At 58.1% G+C, this 20,948-nt stretch carries 21 protein-coding genes and 1 tRNA gene; 10 read left to right on the plus strand and 12 right to left on the minus strand.

Features of this window, described 5'->3' with window-relative positions:
- Positions 1-475: 475 nt before the first annotated feature.
- On the minus strand, positions 476-1,333 hold the full coding sequence (locus tag NQ014_RS03655) for a siderophore-interacting protein (protein ID WP_257073798.1): 858 nt from the start codon (positions 1,331-1,333) through the stop codon (positions 476-478).
- 381 nt (positions 1,334-1,714) lie between these two features.
- Here NQ014_RS03655 and NQ014_RS03660 point away from each other — a divergent pair, with 381 nt between their 5' ends.
- Complete coding sequence (locus tag NQ014_RS03660; RefSeq protein WP_257073799.1) at positions 1,715-2,932, plus strand: IS481 family transposase; 1,218 nt, start codon at positions 1,715-1,717, stop codon at positions 2,930-2,932.
- A gap of 29 nt (positions 2,933-2,961) precedes the next feature.
- On the opposite strand, the gene NQ014_RS03665 is transcribed toward NQ014_RS03660, so the two are convergent.
- Positions 2,962-3,034 (minus strand) — tRNA-Arg (locus NQ014_RS03665).
- Positions 3,035-3,309: 275 nt separating this feature from the next.
- Between NQ014_RS03665 and NQ014_RS03670 the strand changes: the two genes are divergently transcribed.
- Together NQ014_RS03670 and cobF are read left to right on the plus strand one after the other, a co-directional pair.
- Positions 3,310-3,591, plus strand: a complete 282-nt coding sequence (locus tag NQ014_RS03670; protein WP_069359670.1) for a hypothetical protein — start codon at positions 3,310-3,312, stop codon at positions 3,589-3,591.
- The gene (gene cobF / locus NQ014_RS03675; RefSeq protein ID WP_257073800.1) at positions 3,542-4,390 is read left to right on the plus strand and encodes a precorrin-6A synthase (deacetylating); all 849 of its coding nucleotides are present in this window, start codon (positions 3,542-3,544) and stop codon (positions 4,388-4,390) included. The genes NQ014_RS03670 and cobF overlap by 50 nt, the downstream gene beginning before the upstream one ends.
- 30 nt (positions 4,391-4,420) lie before the next feature.
- On the opposite strand, the gene NQ014_RS03680 is transcribed toward cobF, so the two are convergent.
- The 3 genes from NQ014_RS03680 to NQ014_RS03690 form a co-directional block, all read right to left on the minus strand.
- A complete protein-coding gene (locus NQ014_RS03680; RefSeq protein WP_257073801.1) occupies positions 4,421-4,822 on the minus strand; it encodes a hypothetical protein in 402 nt (133 codons plus the stop codon).
- A gap of 116 nt (positions 4,823-4,938) precedes the next feature.
- Positions 4,939-6,726 (minus strand): acetyl/propionyl/methylcrotonyl-CoA carboxylase subunit alpha, encoded by a 1,788-nt coding sequence (locus NQ014_RS03685; protein WP_101688056.1) that lies wholly within the window; start codon positions 6,724-6,726, stop codon positions 4,939-4,941.
- A gap of 420 nt (positions 6,727-7,146) precedes the next feature.
- Positions 7,147-8,031, minus strand: coding sequence for a sulfurtransferase (locus tag NQ014_RS03690; protein WP_049189714.1), 885 nt, complete (start codon positions 8,029-8,031; stop codon positions 7,147-7,149).
- Positions 8,032-8,396: 365 nt separating this feature from the next.
- Here NQ014_RS03690 and NQ014_RS03695 point away from each other — a divergent pair, with 365 nt between their 5' ends.
- Positions 8,397-9,455 carry a Cj0069 family protein gene (locus tag NQ014_RS03695; RefSeq protein WP_049189713.1) on the plus strand — a complete coding sequence of 353 codons (1,059 nt, stop codon included), beginning with the start codon at positions 8,397-8,399 and terminating at the stop codon, positions 9,453-9,455.
- Positions 9,456-9,521: 66 nt separating this feature from the next.
- Here NQ014_RS03695 and NQ014_RS03700 read toward each other — a convergent pair whose 3' ends face one another.
- Complete coding sequence (locus NQ014_RS03700) at positions 9,522-10,124, minus strand: nucleoside triphosphate pyrophosphatase (RefSeq protein ID WP_038626365.1); 603 nt, start codon at positions 10,122-10,124, stop codon at positions 9,522-9,524.
- A gap of 157 nt (positions 10,125-10,281) precedes the next feature.
- On the opposite strand from NQ014_RS03700, the gene NQ014_RS03705 reads away from it, so the two are divergent.
- Complete coding sequence (locus NQ014_RS03705) at positions 10,282-10,494, plus strand: helix-turn-helix transcriptional regulator (RefSeq protein ID WP_038626363.1); 213 nt, start codon at positions 10,282-10,284, stop codon at positions 10,492-10,494.
- Positions 10,495-10,496: 2 nt separating this feature from the next.
- Positions 10,497-11,039, plus strand: coding sequence for a hypothetical protein (locus tag NQ014_RS03710; protein ID WP_257073802.1), 543 nt, complete (start codon positions 10,497-10,499; stop codon positions 11,037-11,039).
- 42 nt (positions 11,040-11,081) lie between these two features.
- On the opposite strand, the gene NQ014_RS03715 is transcribed toward NQ014_RS03710, so the two are convergent.
- The 6 genes from NQ014_RS03715 to NQ014_RS03740 form a co-directional block, all read right to left on the minus strand.
- A complete protein-coding gene (locus NQ014_RS03715) occupies positions 11,082-11,843 on the minus strand; it encodes an ABC transporter ATP-binding protein (protein ID WP_257073804.1) in 762 nt (253 codons plus the stop codon).
- Positions 11,840-12,841, minus strand: a complete 1,002-nt coding sequence (locus NQ014_RS03720) for an iron ABC transporter permease (protein WP_257073805.1) — start codon at positions 12,839-12,841, stop codon at positions 11,840-11,842. Before NQ014_RS03720 ends, NQ014_RS03715 begins: the two co-directional genes overlap by 4 nt.
- 67 nt (positions 12,842-12,908) lie before the next feature.
- Positions 12,909-13,814 (minus strand): ABC transporter substrate-binding protein, encoded by a 906-nt coding sequence (locus NQ014_RS03725; RefSeq protein ID WP_257073806.1) that lies wholly within the window; start codon positions 13,812-13,814, stop codon positions 12,909-12,911.
- 123 nt (positions 13,815-13,937) lie between these two features.
- On the minus strand, positions 13,938-14,198 hold the full coding sequence (locus NQ014_RS03730) for an acyl-CoA carboxylase epsilon subunit (protein ID WP_257073807.1): 261 nt from the start codon (positions 14,196-14,198) through the stop codon (positions 13,938-13,940).
- Positions 14,195-15,823, minus strand: coding sequence for an acyl-CoA carboxylase subunit beta (locus NQ014_RS03735; RefSeq protein WP_257073808.1), 1,629 nt, complete (start codon positions 15,821-15,823; stop codon positions 14,195-14,197). The genes NQ014_RS03730 and NQ014_RS03735 overlap by 4 nt, the downstream gene beginning before the upstream one ends.
- 105 nt (positions 15,824-15,928) lie before the next feature.
- On the minus strand, positions 15,929-17,569 hold the full coding sequence (locus tag NQ014_RS03740) for an acyl-CoA carboxylase subunit beta (RefSeq protein ID WP_257073809.1): 1,641 nt from the start codon (positions 17,567-17,569) through the stop codon (positions 15,929-15,931).
- A 126-nt stretch (positions 17,570-17,695) separates the two neighbouring features.
- Between NQ014_RS03740 and NQ014_RS03745 the strand changes: the two genes are divergently transcribed.
- The 4 genes from NQ014_RS03745 (at position 17,696) to purE (ending at position 20,932) form a co-directional block, all read left to right on the plus strand.
- On the plus strand, positions 17,696-18,553 hold the full coding sequence (locus tag NQ014_RS03745; RefSeq protein WP_257073810.1) for a biotin--[acetyl-CoA-carboxylase] ligase: 858 nt from the start codon (positions 17,696-17,698) through the stop codon (positions 18,551-18,553).
- Positions 18,554-18,559: 6 nt separating this feature from the next.
- A complete protein-coding gene (locus tag NQ014_RS03750) occupies positions 18,560-19,021 on the plus strand; it encodes a PH domain-containing protein (RefSeq protein WP_257073811.1) in 462 nt (153 codons plus the stop codon).
- 69 nt (positions 19,022-19,090) lie between these two features.
- Complete coding sequence (locus NQ014_RS03755; protein WP_257073977.1) at positions 19,091-20,341, plus strand: 5-(carboxyamino)imidazole ribonucleotide synthase; 1,251 nt, start codon at positions 19,091-19,093, stop codon at positions 20,339-20,341.
- Between the two features lie 114 nt (positions 20,342-20,455).
- A complete protein-coding gene (gene purE / locus NQ014_RS03760) occupies positions 20,456-20,932 on the plus strand; it encodes a 5-(carboxyamino)imidazole ribonucleotide mutase (protein WP_257073979.1) in 477 nt (158 codons plus the stop codon).
- Positions 20,933-20,948: the final 16 nt, after the last annotated feature.

The raw sequence follows: 20,948 nt of genomic DNA on the forward strand, positions 1-20,948 counted from the left end.
TTTCTACGAATCTGCGAGAAAAACAAAGAACCCCTGCGCCCCATAAATGTAGGTCGCGAAGGGGGAGCTTTCAGTTAGCTCTCCGACCTCTAGCATTGCCGCCGCTGACAGGGCGGCTTACACTTTTTCCACCGTTTCCTTACACGCCACGTCCACCGTTTCGGAAAACCTGCAGCGGAAAGCGCGCCGAGAGTGCACCACGAAACCTAGTGCGGGGCTTCGGGTCTGTGACCTGGTGCGGGGCCAGTGGGTGTTCTATTCGGCTAACGTCGCTTCACATATCGCATGTCCTCACACCTCGCCATCGTGCCAGTCGAGCACTGTTGAGCCTGGAGACGATTCTTGGTGTGGAGGTTGGCAGGCGACAATACATAAGCTGTCACCGCCGTTATAGTGTCGAGCGAGCCTCTGTATAAATTCGAAGCCCGCTCGCCCTCCCCAGCAAAGTTGGCGAGTTTTAGCGTGCGGGCAGACGTCAGGCCCTGGCTTTTTCCTCCTCGGCCTCAACCTCAGCGTTGAATTCTCGTTTAGAGGACTGCCACTGGTCTTCGGTCATACCGATACGCCAGTAGCCAGAGATTGAAACGTCCTTCTTCGGGATCTCAGATTCAACGAAGAGGAAGCGGCGCAGTTCCTTAATCATCTCGGCGACACCGTGGATGAACCAGTTAGTTTTCTTACCCTCTGGAATGCCCGCCTCGCGCACTGCGCGGGATAGCTCTGTGCCGTGGGTTGCGCCGTTGCGGAGAACCCAATGAACTTCCACGCCCTCTCGGGTTGGGAGCTCAAACTTGCGATCTTCGGCTTCGATTTCGATGTATGCGGTTGCAGTCGTGCCTTCTGGAAGGTGCTTCAGTCCGGCGCTGATAGCTGGTGCTGCGGACTCATCGCCGGCGAGTACAAAGTGTCCATATTCTGCCGTAGGCCCCCATGCGCCACCTGGCCCCAAGAAGCCAAGCTTGTCTCCGATTTTAGCTACGCGTGCCCACGGTCCAGCCAGGCCGGAATCGCCGTGGGTGACGAAGTCGACATCGAAGTCGCCGGTTTCGGAGTCTAGATTAATCAGAGTGTAGGTGCGGGTGATGGGCAGTTTATCTCGCGGTTGTTCGGCGCGAATTTGCGCAATATCGAATGGCCAGGAGTAATCAGCATCCTCTGGCACAAACAGTAACTTGATGTAATGGTCGGTAAACTCCAGCTCCTTGCCCACAAATGCAGGCGAGTTCATGCTCAGACGAACAAGGTCTGGGGAAATCTGGCGACGTCCAGTAACTATTGCCTCGTGTGCCTTGCGGGGCTTACGCTTCGGTGCTGCTTTAGCTAGGTCAGCCATGGTTGTCACTGTCCTTTAACAAGTCTTGGGCTGTTTTGTACTGGCGGAAGTCTACACGCCATACGATTAGGTAAGCCTAACACAAGTGCTGCTAGAAATTGCTGGGTGATTTGTTTTCAGGAGGGGCGTAGCGGCCGGTCGCGAGAAAAACAAAGAACCCTCGCGCCCTATTTGTAAAAGGTCACGAGGGTATTTGCGCCCCAGAGAGTGTCTGGTTCGGTGACATCGTTCCGCATGTCTCATGAGATTGTTCCGGTGCCGAGAACCATCATGTCTCGTCACATCGTTCCGGCGAGAAACGATGTGCCCGGCAACACGCCACAGTTGCCCCAAACACGCCGAAACTGATGTCTCGCGACATCGTTCCTCCATGCTGAAACCATGGAGAAACCAGCTCCGAAAATCATCATCGAAACCATGCTCGCCACCGGCATGACCCAAACCGAAGCAGCCCAACACTTCGGCGTGACAACGCGTTGGATCCGAACATTACAAAAGCGCTACACCGAAGGCGGCATCGAGGCACTGACCCCTAAATCAAAACGCCCTCATACAAATCCACGCGCTACCGCCCCTGACGTAGTCGACCGCATCCTCCGATTACGCTACGAACTAACCAACCGCGGCACCGACGCGGGAGCCCACACCATCCGCTGGCACCTCGAGCAAGAAGACACAACCCCACTGCCAGCAACAGCAACGATCCATCGCATCCTCAAAAACAACGGACACATCACACCCCAACCACAAAAACGTCCCCGCAGCTCATGGAGACGATTCCAAGCAGACCAACCCAACGAAACATGGCAAATGGACTACAGCGACTGGACTATCGCCGGCCACCAACGCGTCGTCATCCTTACAATCCTCGACGACCACTCACGCTATGTACTTCACTGCCAAGCCTTTAACAGCGCAACCGTCACCCACGTCATCGAAGCCTTCACCTACACAGCCACCATCCACGGTTACCCACAATCAACCCTGACCGACAACGGACGAGCATTCACAACCAACAACGACCGCACCAACCCAGCACGCAATGGCTTCGAACAACTCCTCCTAGACCTAGGAATTGAACAGAAAAACGGCAAACCCTACCACCCGCAAACCCAAGGGAAAGTTGAACGATTCCACTACACACTCAAACTGGCACTACGTAACAGACCCCAAGCTAGAGACATCGACAACCTCAACGAACAACTCGATGACATCATCGACTACTACAACAACAAACGCCCCCACCGAGCACTCAACCGATGTACCCCTGCGGAGGCCTACAACGCTTTACCCAAAGCGCACCCCCGCCCAGGAAACAAGACTCATGACTACCGCCTGCGCACCGACAAAGTCGCCAAAAACGGCAAAACGACACTGCGGTGGGGCGGACAACTCAGACGCCTCTATATCGGACGCCGATGGGCCGGAGAGCCCATCACCATCATGTGCGTAGACAACACAGCAGACATCAAAATCACCGCCACGGGGCAACACATAGCCCACTACACACTGACCTCAGACAAGATCTACTACAACCAAAAAGACAACGAACTAAACCCCACCCCGGGCAACAAAAACAAAGGAAGCCTCGAGACATAACCGGAACGATGTCTCGAGACTTCACAATGTGCCCCAGAGAGGAATCGAACCTCCGACACCGGCTTTAGGAGAGCCGTGCTCTATCCACTGAGCTACTAGGGCAATCATCTTCCGGGTAAAACAGCCATGAAAACACATTCTCGGCGACCGGAAAATTACTTCATCACTTTAACGCATCTGCGAGCTCTAGTGGCAATTGGGTCCTCGACCTGACACGCAAACATGCAGGAAGTCCGCTATTACCCCCATGTGCTTTTGTGCTCGGCGGTGCCGCCCGGAATCTGGCTAACATGGTTTATAACGAGCGACTTTCTTGCGCTTGCGGTCGCAACAGCGCTACTTATTTTCCGGTCGCTGTTTTGGAGGAGGATGACAAAATGATTAAGCCAACTTTCACGGATGTCAATGGTGTCAAGATTAAGTGCTCCATGACCACGGACTCGGACAAGCCGCACCTTCTGGTTTCGCGCATGGAAGATGATGGCTCTTTGACTCCGATTCTGGAGATGAACGTGTACGACTCCAAGTACATGGCCAACGCTTGCGAAATCTACCTGAAGCAGGCCGCTTCGGCTAACCTTTCAGGTTCGATGGCTGGCCTGTCACCGGATGAGATGGCTGAACAGTTCGGTTACGAGGGAGATCCGACCAATCACTAGTCGAAACGACGCCGCCCGCACTCAGGCTGAGAGCCCTGTATACAGCGGGTATGTCGATGTAGACGTCATCGGAATCGGCGCCGGTAGTCCGAGCCACATTACGCTCGAGGCTATCGGCGCTCTTGCTGATGTCGACGTAGTTTTTGCTCTCGACAAGGGCGATGCCAAAGCAGATTTGTTGGCTGCGCGACAGGCGATCGTCGATAAGCATGCGCCGCATGTCGAACTCGTTGCCGTTCCCGACCCGCCACGTGACCGCACACCCGACAACTACGGCGCAGTCGTCCGTGACTGGCATCAGCGCCGTGCAGAGCTGCTTGCCGACGCCTTCGTCGCTCACCTCGGACGAGAGGGCAAGCGCCGCGGTGCGTTCTTGGTCTGGGGGGACCCCTCCTTGTATGACTCAACATTGCGGATTTTGCAGCGTGTCCGCGACCTTGGGCTGGACGTGCGCTCGCGAGTTATCCCCAGTGTGACAGCGATTTCCGCGCTGACCGCAGCGCATGGAGAGTGCCTGAACCAGATTGGTAAGCCGGTATTGATTACCACTGGTCGGCGCCTGGGGGAGCGTGCACCTGGCATGGATGCGGTGGTGATGCTCGATGGCGGTGCAGCCTGGCTCGAGCACGCCGACCCGGAGGAAGAGATTCTCTGGGGTGCATTCCTGGGAACAGAGCTGGAGACGCTCCGCAGTGGCCGCGTTGGCGACGTCGGCGAGGAGATTGCAGAGCTGAAGAAGAAGCTACGCGCGGAGCACGGTTGGATTATGGATATCTACCTGCTGCGCTCCGGCGCCTAGGACTGAGCAGTCACAGCCGTGCCAGTTCGGCTAGCTGACCTTCTTGCCCAGGAAGCCCTCTGCCCATCGGTGGAGGGCTTTTTCGGCGGCTCCGACGCCGTCGGCGACGGTTACTTTAGTGAGGACCTGATCGTCGTTAGGCAACACGCGTGTGGGATCGCCGGCGGGGCGGACGGTGATGCTGACGTGGTCGGCATCGATGACCTCGACGGTCGCTAGTGCGAGCATCTCGACGTTCGTCTGCTCGGCAACCGCAAAGCGGTAGGCGGTGTCGTTTTCCCACTCGGTGGTGGAGTTCTGAAGGAACTCGGCGACGGAGTCAGGGGCCAATTCTGTGAGTAATTGGGTTGCGACCGGGGCATCATCGACGCGGGAATCGTGGCGCAGCGGACGGCAGTAGAAGCGGCCGGTATTTACTTCCATGGGTTCCATACCGTCCACTCTAGACGTCCTGAACAGTGTTTAAGGGTGCCGGGGGAGGGGGTGAAAAGACTCAAGCGGGGCTGGCTGCGAATACATCGCAACCAGCCCCGCTTAGTGCTTTAGAATTACTTCAGTTCCATCAGGACATCGCCCTTGCCGACACCCGAGCCAGCCTCGGTAGCCAGACCAGTGACAACGCCGTCCTTGTGAGCCTTGACTGGGTTTTCCATCTTCATAGCCTCAAGGACAACCACGGTGTCACCCTCGGAGACTTCCTGGCCCTCTTCGACGTTGACCTTAATGACGGTGCCCTGCATCGGAGCAACCACAGCGTCACCCGAAGCGGCCTTCTTGGAACCGCCAGCGCGCTTCTTCTTGCTCTTCTTCTTGGCACCAGCGTTGCCGCCACCCAGAGCCAGGTCGCCCGGCAGGGCTACCTCGACGCGGCGACCGTCGATCTCGACGACAACCTTCTGAGCTGGGACGGTGTCGGTGTCAGCGTCAGAGTCACCGTCGTACGGAGCGATTGGGTTATCCCATTCCTCTTCAATCCACTTGGTGTAGACGTCAAACTTCTCGCCATCGCCGACAAACGCCGGGTTCTCCACAATGTGGCGGTGGAACGGAATTACCGTTGCCAAGCCCTCAACCTGGTACTCGGACAGGGCGCGAGCGGAGCGACGTAGAGCCTCTTCGCGAGTCTCGCCCCAAACAATCAGCTTGGCCAGCATGGAGTCGAACTGGCCGCCGATGACGTCGCCCTCCTTGATGCCGGTGTCCATGCGGACACCCGGACCGGACGGTTCGACGTACTTGGTGATGGTGCCCGGAGCTGGCATGAAGTTGCTGCCGGCGTCCTCGCCGTTGATGCGGAATTCGAAAGCGTGACCGCGCATCTCCGGGTCTTCCTTGATGGACAGTTCCTTGCCTTCGGCAATGCGGAACTGCTCGCGGACCAGGTCGAGGCCTGTAATTTCCTCGGTGACCGGGTGCTCCACCTGCAGACGGGTGTTGACCTCGAGGAAGTTGATCAGGCCGTCAGCGCCTACCAGGTACTCAACGGTGCCAGCACCGTAGTAGCCAGCCTCGCGGCAGATGTCCTTAGCGGACTGGCGCAGACGGTCATCCTGCTCCGGGGTCAGGAACGGAGCAGGTGCTTCCTCGACGAGCTTCTGGAAACGACGCTGTAGAGAGCAGTCACGGGTGGAGGCGACAACGACGTTGCCGTGCTTATCAGCGAGAACCTGGCACTCGACGTGGCGTGCCTTGTCCAGGTAGCGCTCTACGAAGCACTCACCGCGACCGAAGGCGGCAACGGCCTCACGAGTAGCAGACTCGTAGAGGTCAGCGACCTCTTCCATCTTGTGTGCGACCTTCATGCCGCGACCACCGCCACCGAAAGCGGCCTTAATGGCGATTGGCAGACCGTGCTCCTTAGCGAACGCGACGACCTCGTCTGCATCCTTAACCGGCTCCTTGGTACCTGGGGCCATCGGAGCGTCAGCCTTCAGCGCGATGTGACGAGCGGTGACCTTGTCGCCCAGGGCGCGGATGGACTCTGGCGACGGGCCAATCCAGATCAGGCCAGCGTTCTCAACAGCCTCAGCGAAGTCGCCGTTCTCCGACAGGAAGCCGTAGCCCGGGTGGATGGCATTAGCGCCGGACTTCTTTGCGGCGTCCAGGATCTTGTCGAAGACTAGGTATGACTCAGCGGAAGTAGTGCCACCGAGAGCAAAAGCCTCATCCGCCATGGTCACGAAAGGAGCGTCCGCATCCGGCTCAGCGTAAACGGCGACGGAAGGAATGCCGGCGTCCTTCGCAGCGCGAATAACGCGAACGGCAATCTCGCCACGGTTGGCGACGAGAACCTTCGTGATTTTTTCAGTGGTCTGCTCGGACACGAAATCCTCCATTTTTCGTGGGCACCCCGAGAATTGGCCCTCGGGGCAGGGTTGCGACAGTCATTTGTAGGAATCACAAGCAGCACTGCAGTTAACTGAGCGGTGAACCGCAATACGGTTAACCACGCGGTAGCTAACAGCGTGTGACCCAATGTCTCCATTGTGTCACAGGTGCGGTAAGCAACCTCTTTTTGCTCGCTACATAAGGGGGTAGGGATTGTGGTCTTGAGCAGCGTTCAAGTGAGCATGGGGGCAGCTGAAGTGGCTATTTTCCGCCCAAAAACCTAGGTTTGTGGTTAAAATTATCGCCCAAGAGTGCAACTGCCGCCCCCTTGATTGGGGGCGGCAGGGGGAAACTAAATCTCCGATATAGCGCCAGTCGTTGACGCTGGAAAAACGGTGGGGGAAGCGCCTACCGGTTGCGTCGATCGCCTACAGGCTTCCCGGTTCCGAACCGTGGGCAATGGGCATGCCAATCATATTGCCCCACTCAACCCACGAGCCGTCGTAATTGCGAACATTCTCGTGGCCGAGCAGGTGGTGCAGTACAAACCAGGTGTGCGCGGAGCGCTCGCCGATGCGGCAGTAGACAATCGCCTCATCTTCAAATTGGACGTGTGCGTAAATCTGCTCGAGTTCTTCGCGGTCGCGGAAACGCGAGTTCGGGTGAACGGATTGATTCCATGGAATGTTTACCGCGGTTGGAATGTGGCCACCACGCAGGACGCCTTCCTGTGGGTAATCGACCATGTGGGTTCGCGCACCGGCATACTCCTCCGGAGTGCGTACGTCGATAATCGGAGCCTTTCCAATGAGCTCACGTGTATCGCTGAAGTAGGCGCGAAGTGTCTTGTCGTCGCGCTCGACGACAGGGTAGTCAGTGCGTGGGTAATTGGGGACCTCGAAGCTCGTGTCTCGTTCTTCAGTCATCCAGGCATCGCGGCCACCGTTAAGCAAGCGCACATCAGGATGCCCAAAAAGCTCGAAGACCCAGAGTGTGTAGGCGGCCCACCAGTTGGACTTGTCGCCGTAAATCACGACGGTGTCGTCCCGCGAGATGCCCTTTTCGCGCATGAGCTCGGCAAAGCCTTCGGCGTCGATATAGTCGCGACGCACGGGATCGTTGAGGTCGTGATGCCAGTCGATGCGAACCGCGCCCGGAATGTGTCCAATGTCGTAGAGCAGTGAGTCCTCGTCGGATTCAACAACGCGCAGACCGGGAGAGCCCAGTCGGGCAGCAAGCCAGGAGCTAGAGACGAGGCGCTCAGGGTGGGCGTACTGCTGGAACTGGGGGTGCGGGTCGTGCGGAACAGCCATCGGATACTCCCTTGGCGCAAGTTGGGTTGGGTGGGACTTTCTGACATTTATCGTCAATTGCATATCTAGTTTACGGGTCGCGTGGCGAACGGCGGAATAGTCCCCGGTGTGAGCGCTTTCCGACGGCAACAATTGCGTCCGCGGCCACCCCTGGGATACGCCTCACAGTTGGGGGTAAAAGAAGTGTTTTCGGCGCGCTTGGAGTCCAGGTAGTGCCCTAAAATTTAGCTGAGAGTTAGCGCAGAAACTGTGTTGATTCGTATCACTGGAAAATGGGCTGAAATGGGCTATCTGCCTGGGTATTCGCTGCGTTAAGGAGACAATTGAGTGCCGGAAGTCCATGTGTTTTCTTAAAAGGAGTGCCTGTGCACAAGAACATTGTTGTATTCGAGATCGAGGGCGGCTCGGACAAGTACTTCGACGGACACCGCAAGGACACCATGCCAATCGTCAACGCTATCCGCGAAGCCGGTTGGTCCGCTGAGGTCGTCTACTACCGACCGGAGTGGAAGGACGACCTGTACGACTACGTCTCTCAGAACTTCGACGGCTACATCTCCCGCGTAAACCCGGGCAACATCCCGGGTGGTGAGAGGGGCTACTTCGAGCTTCTGACCAGCCTCTCGGTCGCTGGTTTGGTTGGTATGTCCACCCCGGGCGAGATGATGGCCTACGGCGCAAAGGATGCACTGGTCAAGCTCAAGGACACCGACCTGGTTCCGTCTGACACCGCTGCTTACTACGATGTCGAGGCATTCCACAGCACTTTCCCGACCTCCCTGTCCTACGGCGAGCGCGTCCTCAAGCAGAACCGTGGTTCCACCGGGTCCGGCATCTGGCGCGTGCGCATCGCTGACGAAGAGGTTGCTAAGAACGTTGAGCCGGGCACCCCGCTGCCGTTGAATACCAAGCTGAAGTGCACCGAGGCCGTGGACAATCACACCGAGACTCGCGAGCTCGGAGAGTTCATGGATTTCTGTGACCAGTACATCATCGGCGATAACGGCATGCTCGTGGACATGCGCTTCATGCCGCGCATCACCGAAGGCGAAATTCGCATTCTGCTGGTCGGTCCGCACCCGGTCTTCGTGGTTCACAAGAAGCCGGCCGAGGGCGGCGATGCTTTCTCGGCAACCCTGTTCTCCGGTGCGAAGTACACCTACAACAAGCCGGAAGAATGGCAGGACCTCATCGACATGTTTGCTGAGGCTCGCCCGGTCATTGCCGAGAACCTCGGTGGCGACAATATCCCGCTGATCTGGACAGCTGATTTCATGCTGGCAGACGGCGAGGACGGCGAGGACACTTACGTTCTCGGCGAGATCAACTGCTCCTGTGTTGGCTTCACCTCCGAGCTGGATATGGGTATCCAGGAGCTCGTTGCTCAGGAAGCCATCAAGCGCGTTGAGGCTGCTAACAAGTAGTCCCGACAGCTAAGAAAACCGCACCAAATTGGTGCGGTTTTTGCTTTCCGACGGTCGTTGCGATGCCTACCTATTCCAGAACTGGGAGACCGAATAGCCGTAGCGATACAGAGCTCGGCGCACGACAGGTAGCGACAGTCCGATCACACTGGATGAGTCGCCATTGATGCCATCGACAAACCAGCCGCCTAGAGCCTCCAAGGTAAACGCGCCAGCGCACTTCAGTGGCTCGCCCGTCGCAGCATAGGCGCGGATGTCCTCTTCTGGGACTTCAGCGAAATCGAGGGAAGTAATGGCCACCTCAAGGTGCTCGCCCTTTGGTGTCACGACACAGTGACCGGTAATCAGCTCAGCCGTCCGGCCGCTCTGTTGGTGCCAGCGCTCAATGGTCTTTTCTTCCGTGTGAGGCTTGCCCTGCAACTTGCCGTCGAGAAGCAGCATTGAATCCCCGCCAATGACAATGTCATTGGGATAGGCCGGAGAGGCAGCGTGTGCCTTGGCCTGTGCGAGTTCCTCGACGATGCGTACCGGCGATGCGTCCGGAAGGGCAGCGACCACGGCATCCTCGTCGACGTTGGGCGCTACTGTGATGGGCTCGATGCCTGCAGAGCGCAGAATGTGCAGTCGCGAAGGGGAAGTGGAGGCCAAGACGATTCGGGGGCTGCTCATAATTAGTGATTTTAGTGAGGGTGGAATCGTAAAGCCTAATTTTTGTGGCAAACATGCGTGGGGTCGGCCCGATTGTAAAAATGCGCAGATTCTTAAATGGCAGCTCTCCTCTAATGGTGTAAAGTAAAGTTGACATTAAGGTAAAGAAAGTACACAAATGAGTGGGGAAGAACGTTCGAACCAGGTCAGGAGATACCGACGCTGGTTGGAGCTAAGCCAAGCGGATTTAGCTGCGCAGGTGGAAGTCTCGCGGCAAACCATTGCAAATATCGAGCGGGGAAATTACTCGCCTTCGGTGTATTTGGCGTTGCGTATCTGCAAGGTCCTGGGAAAAACAGTCGAAGAAATTTTTGGTGAGGAAGGATGCTGACAATGTCCTATGCGGATGTCGTGATTGAACGCAACAGTGCCACGGTGGACGATGAATATCAGCAGATGTTGCTGCATAAGTCCTACACGTACGGGTTCACAATGATGATGTGGGCTAACTACGTGCTTGCAACGGTACTGATTTGGCTTATTCCAGAGCCGAAGATGGTGGGCGTGACAGTGGCAATCATCTTGATGCCACTGGTTGGACTCCTGTTCTCGCAGCGGTGGTTGCGACGTCAGGTGCCAATGCCGAAGATTAATGGTCTTACAAAAGGGGAGATTGCAGCAGTCGTGGTCGTCATTGGGCTGTGGCTGATTGGTTTTATCAGAGTGCAAATGCTCTCTGAGGCGAGCGCTGGTGGGGTGCCATCGGTTTCGTGGGAATCCATCGCTGGCACTGTGGTAGGTGCTGTCGTCGGTTTGGCTTTTGTCTTTTTCCTGTTCAAGGTGGTGTGGCCAGCAGCTCGTAACCGCGATCAGCGTCGTCTGGACCGGGAGCTCGATGATGAGTTTGACGGAGATGCTACAGGCGGCCAGGTTTAGAGCTGGCCAGTACTAGGTCCAATTACGGCCTTGCAATGGCCACTACCACGATGGGCGCTGTGGAATCACAGCCGGAGCGCCCAATTCTGCTATCTGCACGGATGCCCCGTAGACCTCCTCGATTGTGGCTTCTGTCAAAACCTCACCAGGGGTGCCAGAGCACACCAACCGGCCGGCGGACAGCAGTGCAATACGGTCGCTGTACTGGCCCGCCAAAGTCAGATCGTGGACGGCCGCAATAACGGTTAACCCAGATTCGTGGCGGATATCATCGACCAATTCCATCACCTGTTGTGCCATGCCGATATCCAGGGCGGAAGTGGGTTCATCGAGAAGCAGAACCTCAGGTTCCTGCGCCAGGGCGCGTGCTAGCACTACTCGTTGGAGTTCGCCGCCCGAGACGTCGTTAAGCGTGCGTTGCGCATAAGCGACCAAATCCAGACGAGACATCACTGCGTCGACAACCCCGTCGTTGCGACCGCGATACGGAGTACGACCGAGAGCGATGTAGTCGCGGATTCGTAAGCCCTCCGGAATGATGGGGCGTTGCGGCATGAGCGCGACTCTTTGAGCGAGCTTGCGGCGTGAAATACTGTGGGGACGAATTCCAGCAATCTCAACATCGCCGCGACAACGGTTGAGTCCGGCGATGCAGTGCAACAGAGTGGACTTGCCGCAACCGTTCGGACCGATAAGGCTCAGCCACTCGCCTTTGTGGGCCGACAGCGATATGTCCCGCAACGATGAGACATCGGCGCCGGGGTAGCGGAATTCGATGTGTTGACAGTTCAGAAAGAGCGTCATGAGCGCCCCCTCGACTTTCCATATCGGCGCAGCAGAAAGAGGAAAAACGGTCCGCCAATTGCTGCAGTAACTACGCCCACCGGAACCTCAGCGGGTGCCAGTACCGTTCGGCCGACGATGTCCGCGAGCTGTAGGAACATTGCGCCGACAAGAACGGCCAGGGGCAGCAATAGTCGATGCCCGGGCCCGACAAGAAGTCGCAACGTATGAGGCACGATGATTCCCACAAACCCAATCAGTCCGGACACGCTCACTGCAGCGGCGGTAATCAGAGTGGCAGCGCAGACCATCACCACGCGCACAAGCTCCACATTCAGCCCGAGTGACGCTGCTTCGGAATCCCCGACGCTAAGCACATCAAGGCTGCGTGATGATGCGACGATGACGCACACCCCCAGTGCAATCGGTAGCGCCACAGTAAGTACGGATTTCCACGTCGCGGTACCGAGCTGACCAAGCATCCAGCCGTAGACCTGTCGGAGAGAATCCTCATTGCGCTGCAGCAGAAACTGCTGCATAGCATTGGCAAAGGCAGCTACCGCCACGCCGGCCAAGATGACGGTAACTGGGGAGGAACGGTCACCGAGCGATGTGCCTGCAACGTAGGTGATCGCTACGGCGAGAATGCCTCCGAGAAAGCCGACTAGCGGAATCGCTGCGGTGGCGGCTCCGAAGAGGATCGCAACCGTCACGGCTAGGGAAGCTCCCGAAGAGATACCGAGGAGGTATGGATCCGCCAGTGGATTCCGGAACACCGCTTGGTAAGCCGCACCTGCAGTTGCCAGTGCCGCGCCGACCAGTGCGGCCATCACTACGCGGGGAAGTCGCACATTAAAGAGGATTGCCGACTGCCGAGCAGTCAGTGTGGCCTCATCCCCGCCGATGAGGCCACCAGAGAGCGCGTGAAAGACACCCGCTATCGGCAGGGGCGCGGCACCGATGAACACGCCCACCACAAGCGTTGCCGCTAGGGCAATTGAGGCAAGAGCAATAGGCACGGTGCCTTTGGGGATAAATGACAACAATTTCTCGCTACTGGGTCGCTACTGTGACTCTAAAGTGTCGCTACTGAGCCGGGGCCGGCACCTGCTGGTACGACTTCAACGTCTCGGCAATCTCCTGAATGAGCTGTGGGAGTCGCGGCCCCCAACGGCTGGCTAGATTCGGATCCAGCGGAATGATCTGCTTGTTCTTTACCGCAGCAATCTCGTTCCAGCCGGGGCGGGAGGCAACGTCTTCCTCGGTCACGCCGCCGGCATCACCATGGTCGGCCAGGAAAATGAGATCCGGGTTTGCCTGGATAACCGCCTCATTTGTTAACTGTGGGTAATCATCGCCCGCTCCAGCGACGGATTTCAGGCCAAACATCGAGTAGGCCTGACCAATGAAGGTGGCATCACCAGCGCTGTACAGCGTCGAATCCGCTTCGTGGAAGTAACTTAGTCCCGCATTGCGAATATCCGAATCAACGCTGTCGACAGTGGCCTCAATCTCTTTTTTCATCCTGCCAACTAGTTTTTGCGCATTATCAGCATGGCCGGTGCGCTCACCAACCTGCTCAATCTGGTCGTATGCCTGCTCAAAAGTTGTGGCAGCGGGCAGGAGCAGCAACTCAATGTCGACAGCATCTAGTGCGGTGCCAAGGCCGTTGGCATCGTCGCTAGCAATCACCAAATCCGGGTTTTCTGCAATCACGGCCTCTGGGTTGGGATTAAAGCCACTGAAGTCGCGCCGAGGTGCGTTCTCCGGGACGTCGGAAAGCGAGTCGACTGCAACAACCTGGTCGCCGGCGCCTAACTCATAGAGCGTCTCAGTAGCGGTGGGGGATAAAGAGACGATTCGCTTAGCGACGTTGCCCGAACCCCCAGCCGATTTATCTGAGGGGGTATCGGTGGCATCGTCGGAGGTTGCGCAGCCGACGAGGAATAGCATCAGTGCGCATAGTCCAGCGGAAAGTGACTTAATCTTCATGGCCTTAAATCTTAATGTCAATGATTAAAGCGCCACCGCCGGAAAACCCGATGATGGCGCTTCGTGCTAGCGAATCGACAGAGCTAGCGTGCGGTAACGACTACGCGGTAAACGGTAGCTGTACTAGTAGAAATGGACGTTGCGGAACGTACCCGGTACGTGCTGGTGCGGCTGGTGGAAACCCTCTTCCAGCCGGCCCCAGTTGTTACGCGGGCCGCGGTCCTCTGGGGCGCCGCCAGCTGCTGCCATACCCGCGAACAAAAGCGCGAGCGTGGCTGTTTCAGCGTCAGACGGGTTGCCCTTGAGGACGGACATGAACGGTGCAGCCGGGGCTGCAGCGGTGTCCTTGTCTTCGGTTGCTGGGGTGTTTTTGGAATCGGTCACAGCGGAATGTTCCCATGCTTCTTGGCGGGTACGTTAACAACCTTGCGATCCAGCAGACGCAGACCCTCGATGATCTGGCCGCGGGTCTCGCTCGGCGGGATAACGGCGTCGATGAAGCCGCGCTCAGCAGCCATGTACGGGTTGACCAGAGTGGCCTCGTACTCTGCCTCGTACTCCTTCTGCAGTGCGACGACATCTTTGCCTTCGGCCGCAGCAGCCTTGAGCTCCTTGCGGTAGATGAAGCCGACAGCGCCGGAAGCACCCATGACCGCAATCTGAGCGGTCGGCCATGCCAGGTTGATGTCAGCGCCCATGTCCTTGGAGCCCATCACACAGTAAGCTCCGCCGTAAGCCTTACGGGTGATGACCGTAATCTTCGGAACGGTGGCCTCAGCGTACGCGTACAGCAGCTTGGCGCCACGGCGGATGATGCCGTCGAACTCTTGGTTGGTGCCCGGCAGGAAGCCTGGGACGTCAACCAGCATGATGATCGGAATGTTGAAGGCGTCACAGGTGCGGACGAAGCGAGCCGCCTTCTCGGATGCCTTGATGTCGAGGCAGCCAGCGAACTGAATCGGCTGGTTGGCGACGAAACCGACCGAGCGCCCCTCCACACGACCGAAGCCGATGACCACGTTCTGTGCGTAGTCCTCCTGAATCTCCAGGAAGTCCTCGTCGTCGACCAGACGGGTTATGACGTCCTTGATGTCGTACGGCTGGTTTGGGGAGTCCGGAATCAGCGTGTCGAGCTCGAGGTCAGTCTCAGTGATGTTGTCAGCGATGGAGCCCTCGAACGGCTCAGCCTCCATTCGAGGAGCCTCAGCGCGGTTGTTGGACGGCAGGTAGCTGACCAATTCCTGAACGAAAGTCAGAGCGTCTTCGTCATCAGCAGCGGTGTAGTGCGAAGTACCGGAGGTGCTCATGTGAGTACCAGCGCCACCCAGCTCGTCCTGAGTGACCTCTTCGCCAGTGACGGTCTTAATAACGTCCGGGCCGGTGATGAACATCTTGGAAGTGCCATCGACCATGACAATGAAGTCGGTCAGAGCCGGGGAGTAGACGTGGCCACCAGCGCAGGCGCCCATGATCAGGGAAATCTGTGGGATAACGCCCGATGCCTGAGTGTTGCGGAAGAAGATCTGGGAGTAGAGGCCGAGGGAAACAACGCCCTCCTGGATGCGGGCACCAGCACCCTCGTTGATGCCGATAATTGGGACACCGGTCTTGATGGCCAGATCCATGATCTTGACAATCTTTTCACCGTAGACTTCACCGAGCGCGCCACCGAAGATGGCGCCGTCCTGCGAGAAGACACAGACCTGGCGGCCATCGATGGTGCCGTAGCCTGTTACAACACCGTCAGTGACAGGGCGCTTGGCGTCGAGGCCGAAGTTCTTGGAGCGGTGACGTGCGAGAGCGTCAACCTCCACGAACGAGCCGTCGTCCAAGAGGAACTCGATGCGCTCACGAGCGGTCATCTTGCCCTTGTCGTGGACGCGGTCAATACCGGCCTGGCCCATGGGGGCCTGGGTTTCTGCGAGGCGGGCTCGCAGATCGGCCAGTTTTCCAGCAGTAGTGGTCAAATCCGGCGTTTCACCGGTTTGTGTATTTGCGGCAGTCGTCATGCCAACTAGTTTACGTTTCGAAAACGGGGGGAGGTAGTTGGGGGCAATCGCTGTTAACAAAAGTAGGGGTAATGACTAGCTCGTTGTACAGCAAAAAGCCTGCTCTTACAGTGGAATATTGCCGTGCTTGCGCGCAGGCCACGGTACTTTCTTTGAAGTTAGAAGGCGCAGATTTTTTATCACCCGAGTTCGTGTCTCGGAGGGGAGGATGACTTCATCAATTAACCCCCGTTCGGCGGCACGATAAGGCGTGAGCATGTGTTGCTCGTATCCCATTTCCAGTTCAGCAATGAGTTCTTTCACACTCTCGGGAGTGCCAAATCTATCGGCCGCTGGGTCTGCTGCGAGAGCTGTTTCGGTGGCGGTTCGAATCTCGGCACGATGGAGGAAGCGTACTGCGCCAGAGGCACCCATCACGGCGATCTGTGCCGTCGGCCAAGCCAGATTTACATCCGCGCCGAGCCCCTTTGATCCCATCACGCAATACGCGCCACCATAGGCTTTGCGCATGGTGACGGTGATTTTAGGGACGGTTGCTTCTGCATACGCATAGAGCAATTTGGCGCCACGGCGCAGAATTCCCTGGTGTTCTTGATTTGAACCGGGGAGAAAACCGGGTACGTCTACGAGGAAGACGAGTGGAATGTTGAAACAATCGCAGGTCCGGACGAATCGCGCGGCCTTCTCCGCTGCATCGATATCCAGGCAGCCCGCGAATTCCATGGGCTGATTAGCGACAAACCCAACAGATTGACCATTGAGACGGCCAAGGCCAATCACGACATTGGCTGCCCGGTTTTCCTGGATTTCCAGGAACTCCGCATCGTCGCAAAGCGCGTAGATGACTTCATGCACGTCGTACGGCGTGGATGGGCTGTCGGGAATGAGACTGTCGAGGGTGCGATCGGTGTCGGTGATCTCGTCACTGGCATCGGAATCCCAGCTGGGCGCGGGGGCGGTTGTGTTGTTGGGGAGGTAGTCGAGCAGATCGCAGACCCAGTCGAGTCCATCCTGCTCGCTAGTGGCGGTGTAGTGGGAGTTTCCGGCAATCTCCATATGGGTGTCAGCGCCGCCAAGCTCGTGCTGGCTGATTTTTTCGCCAGTGACTGTTTCAATTACGTCAGGGCCGGTGACAAACATACGGGAGTTTTCCTCCACCATGACAACGAAGTCCGTCAGCGCTGGGGAGTAGGCATTTCCGCCCGCACAGGCGCCAAAAATGACTGAAATCTGCGGAATGACGCCGCTGGCGCGAACGTTGTGGTGGAACGTCTGGGCAATAAAGTCCAGTGAGACTGCGCCATCTTGGATGCGGGCGCCGGCACCTTCGTACATGCCAATAAGGGGGCGACCGGTAGTGATGGCAAGCTCCTGAATCTTGACCATCTTTTCGCCGTAGACCTCGCCGAGTGCACCACCGAAGATTGTGCCGTCCTGGGAGAAGATACAGACCTCACGGCCGTCGATGGTTCCCCAGCCGGTGATAATTCCGTCGGTCACGGGGCGTTTGGCTTCCATTCCAAATGCGGTAGTGCGGTGGCGGGCTAGCGCATCGAATTCGACAAAAGACCCTTCGTCCAGCAGATAGTCAATGCGTTCGCGGGCATTCATACGCTCAGTCAGTTTGAGCTTGTCGTAGCCTCGTGACCCCATTGGAGTCAGTGCAGCAGTGCGTCGGCGTAGAAGGTCTTCATTGAGAAAAGCGGTGGTGTGTTGCTCCGCCGCCAAACGTGAGGAAATAGTCATGTTATGGAATGTAGTGTTTGGGAAGGAAAATAGTAAAGCGGGCGAGCTGTGATGATTCTCACGCTGTCGAGCCCTTGAGAACGGCCACGACTCAGTGAATCCGGCCATGGCGCTAGACTGCTGTGCATGACCGACCCCAGAATTGTTGCTTCCCGCAAGCCTCTTGACGCCACGCGTGTGCGCGCAGCCGCGCCGGGCTGGAGTTCCATTGAGGTTGTCGAAACCACTGGTTCGACCAATGCCGATCTTCGGAAACAGGCGGCACTGGGGCAGGTGGCAGATCTCAGTGCGCTCATCGCCTCGGAGCAGACCGCAGGTCGCGGTCGACTGAGTCGTAGTTGGACGGCCCCGAAGGGTGCGTCCATTGCACTCAGCGCGCTGCTGCGCCCGGAAGGGCTCGCACCCGAGCAGCTGGGGCTGTTGCCGTTAGTCGCGGGCCTCGCAGTCGTCGATACTGTCGTGGAAGTTGCAGGGCTGGCGCCTGAGCGCGTTTCCCTGAAGTGGCCGAACGATGTCCTGGTTGACGGTCGTAAGCTCTGCGGAATTCTGGTGGAGGCTGCTTCGCTGACACCACCAACGCTCATTCCGGGGATTGGCATCAACGTTTCCCTGCAGGAAGATGAGTTGCCTGTGCCACACGCCATTTCGCTATACCTGGCGGGAGCAGACAACCTCGACCGCGACGATATTTCCGCTGGTGTGCTGCGGGCGCTGGGACGTCGTCAAGCACAGTGGCGCAAGGGCGATGCTGAGCTGCTGCGGGACTACGAGGCGGTGTGCGCGACCATCGGTTCGAACGTGCGCGTGGAGTTGCCGGGGGATCGCGTGCTGGTGGGTAAGGCGGTTGGTGTGCGTGCCGACGGCGAATTGATCGTCACCGACGAAGCTGGCACAAGTCACTTTGTTGCGGCCGGTGACGTGTTCCATGTTCGCGCCACTGACGGCGGCTATGCGTCCCCGCAGACTGATTCGGAGCGGAGGTAGTGCTGTATGGCCTTTCCCGATGATGAGTTGGACACGCGTGAGGCAATTCTGCTGGACACCAATCCAACTTTTGGTCGGCTGGTGTGGCCGCTCTTGGAGCTCATGGTTATCACGGGCGTCTGCTGGTTGCTGATCGGTTTTATCGACGGCCCTGCGATTGCTCCGGGAGATCTGCAAGGTGTGCGTCAGCTGCTGCTCTTCGCGTGGCTGGGGCTTATTCTCTGGCGCGTTGTTCGTCCGGTACTAAGTTGGCTGGGGGAGCGGTTTGTACTGACTGATAGGCGAATTATTCTGCGCCGTGGAATTCTGCGCCCGCAGGTGGTCTCGATTGATCTGCGTTCGGTGCGTGCGGTCAATCGCAAGGGCGGCGTGCTGTATCTGCAGACCCGCGGTTTCGGCCCGCCGCTGGCTGTGGAAGATATTCCCAGCTCCCGCAAGGTGGCTAAGTTGGTCTCCCGGTTGACTTAGAATTTTGGGTCATAACCTACAATCAGGGGTGTGATTGCTTCGGATACCCCTGAAAACTCCACTAATTCCATTTCTGATTCCGCTGCAGCGCTAACTGCTGTGCAGCATCCCGCGCATGCTGATGGCGTGCCGGTTGTGGCGGTGATTGGTGACGGTCAGCTGGCTCGTATGATGCAGACTGAGGCCATTGAGCTGGGACAGTCCATCCGTTTGCTCGCCGGTTCCCCGGATGCTTCCGCAGCGCAGGTGTGCGCGGACGTTATCATCGGCGACTACCACGTCTGGGAGGACGTTGAGCGCGCTGTCGCTGGTGCGCAGGCCGTGACTTTCGACCATGAGCACGTTCCCACCGAATTCCTCAACAAGCTGACCGAGATGGGCTACTCGGTTCAGCCTCAGCCGTCGGCGTTGCTGTACGCGCAGGATAAGCTGCTGATGCGCCAGCGCCTGGAGGAACTGGGCGCTCCGGTACCTGCCTACGCTGCTATTGAGTCCGTCCAGGATGCCGAGGCCTTCTTTGACCGGGTTGACGGCGCCGTCTGCCTGAAGGCCCGCCGGGGCGGTTACGACGGTCACGGCGTGTGGTTCCCGAAGGATCGCGAGGATCTGCGCACGCTTGTCGACGAACTGTTGGGCAAGGACGTGCCGCTGATGGCCGAGCGGAAGGTCGGGCTGGTTCGCGAGCTGGCAGCCATGTGTGCGCGCACGCCTTCGGGTGAGGTCAAGGCCTGGCCGGTCCTCGAGTCTGTGCAGCGTGACGGCATCTGTGTTGAGGCAATCTGCCCGGCGCCGGGGCTTTCCGACGAGCTTGCGAGCGCAGCCGAAAAGCTTAGTGTGACCATCGCTTCCGAGTTGGGAGTAACCGGTGCGCTGGCAGTTGAGCTGTTCGAAACCGTCGATGCTGACGGGAATCCGGAGATTTTTGTCAACGAGTTGGCCATGCGGCCACACAACACTGGTCACTGGTCGCAGGACGGCTGTGAGACCAGCCAGTTTGAGCAGCACCTGCGTGCAGTTGCTGACATGCCACTGGGTTCCACTCGCCCGACTGCGCCGGTAACAGTGATGGTCAATACGCTCGGTGGCGATGAGGCCTCGGATGTGCCGATCTCGCAGCGCTTTGCTGAGGTTTGGCGCCGCTTCCCATCGGTGAAGATTCACTGGTACGGCAAGGATTGGCGCCCAGGACGTAAGCTGGGCCACGTCAACCTGTGTGGTTACGACGCGAGCCCGGAAGGCATCGCGGAGACCCGTCGAATTGCCAACTTGGCTGCCGACTACATCGTCGATGGCGCGTGGGCAGACGGCTACACGGCATAAAACCAGCGCTGTTAAAAACTAGATTGCTATCTCAAGGAGACAACATTGGCTGAAGCAAACCAGGTGGCAAGCCCGAAGCTGGCCAACGCAACCGGTCCGTTGGTTGGCCTGATTATGGGGTCGGACTCGGATTGGCCGACCATGGAGCCGGCAGCTGAGGTACTGGCTGAGTTCGGAATTCCGTTTGAGGTAGGCGTGGTCTCTGCGCACCGTACCCCGGAACGCATGATCGACTACGCAAAGTCGGCCGCTGACAAGGGCCTGCGCTGCATTATCGCTGGTGCCGGTGGCGCGGCGCACCTGCCGGGCATGGTGGCGTCTGCCACTCCGCTGCCGGTTATCGGCGTGCCACGCGCGCTGGAAAACCTGGAGGGCGTCGACTCGCTGCTGTCAATTGTTCAGATGCCGGGCGGCGTTCCGGTGGCAACCGTCGGTGTGGGCGGCGCTAAGAACGCTGGCCTGCTGGCTGCGCGTATTCTCTCGGCTGGTTACCCGGAGCTCATTGTGGCGATGGAGAACTACCAGGCCAATATGCGCGATCAGGTCCTGGAAAAGGACGAGCGCCTGCGCAAGAAGCTGATGGGCGAGTAGGTCGCCCATTCAGCCC

Source organism: Corynebacterium sp. 5QC2CO, from assembly GCF_024580435.1.
Classification (GTDB): domain Bacteria; phylum Actinomycetota; class Actinomycetes; order Mycobacteriales; family Mycobacteriaceae; genus Corynebacterium; species Corynebacterium jeikeium_D.

What these genes read in the sequence shown, in the direction of transcription:
- NQ014_RS03745 (WP_257073810.1), top strand. Translation starts at nt 17,696, where the DNA reads ATGACCGACCCCAGAATTGTTGCTTCCCGCAAGCCTCTTGACGCCACG.
- NQ014_RS03700 (WP_038626365.1), bottom strand. Translation starts at nt 10,124, where the DNA reads ATGAGCAGCCCCCGAATCGTCTTGGCCTCCACTTCCCCTTCGCGACTG.
- NQ014_RS03660 (WP_257073799.1), top strand. Translation starts at nt 1,715, where the DNA reads ATGGAGAAACCAGCTCCGAAAATCATCATCGAAACCATGCTCGCCACC.
- NQ014_RS03725 (WP_257073806.1), bottom strand. Translation starts at nt 13,814, where the DNA reads ATGAAGATTAAGTCACTTTCCGCTGGACTATGCGCACTGATGCTATTC.
- purE (WP_257073979.1), top strand. Translation starts at nt 20,456, where the DNA reads ATGGGGTCGGACTCGGATTGGCCGACCATGGAGCCGGCAGCTGAGGTA.
- NQ014_RS03710 (WP_257073802.1), top strand. Translation starts at nt 10,497, where the DNA reads ATGTCCTATGCGGATGTCGTGATTGAACGCAACAGTGCCACGGTGGAC.
- NQ014_RS03690 (WP_049189714.1), bottom strand. Translation starts at nt 8,031, where the DNA reads ATGGCTGTTCCGCACGACCCGCACCCCCAGTTCCAGCAGTACGCCCAC.
- NQ014_RS03715 (WP_257073804.1), bottom strand. Translation starts at nt 11,843, where the DNA reads ATGACGCTCTTTCTGAACTGTCAACACATCGAATTCCGCTACCCCGGC.
- NQ014_RS03655 (WP_257073798.1), bottom strand. Translation starts at nt 1,333, where the DNA reads ATGGCTGACCTAGCTAAAGCAGCACCGAAGCGTAAGCCCCGCAAGGCA.
- NQ014_RS03750 (WP_257073811.1), top strand. Translation starts at nt 18,560, where the DNA reads ATGGCCTTTCCCGATGATGAGTTGGACACGCGTGAGGCAATTCTGCTG.
- NQ014_RS03735 (WP_257073808.1), bottom strand. Translation starts at nt 15,823, where the DNA reads ATGACGACTGCCGCAAATACACAAACCGGTGAAACGCCGGATTTGACC.
- NQ014_RS03685 (WP_101688056.1), bottom strand. Translation starts at nt 6,726, where the DNA reads ATGGAGGATTTCGTGTCCGAGCAGACCACTGAAAAAATCACGAAGGTT.
- cobF (WP_257073800.1), top strand. Translation starts at nt 3,542, where the DNA reads ATGAGATGGCTGAACAGTTCGGTTACGAGGGAGATCCGACCAATCACT.
- NQ014_RS03680 (WP_257073801.1), bottom strand. Translation starts at nt 4,822, where the DNA reads ATGGAACCCATGGAAGTAAATACCGGCCGCTTCTACTGCCGTCCGCTG.
- NQ014_RS03740 (WP_257073809.1), bottom strand. Translation starts at nt 17,569, where the DNA reads ATGACTATTTCCTCACGTTTGGCGGCGGAGCAACACACCACCGCTTTT.
- NQ014_RS03705 (WP_038626363.1), top strand. Translation starts at nt 10,282, where the DNA reads ATGAGTGGGGAAGAACGTTCGAACCAGGTCAGGAGATACCGACGCTGG.
- NQ014_RS03670 (WP_069359670.1), top strand. Translation starts at nt 3,310, where the DNA reads ATGATTAAGCCAACTTTCACGGATGTCAATGGTGTCAAGATTAAGTGC.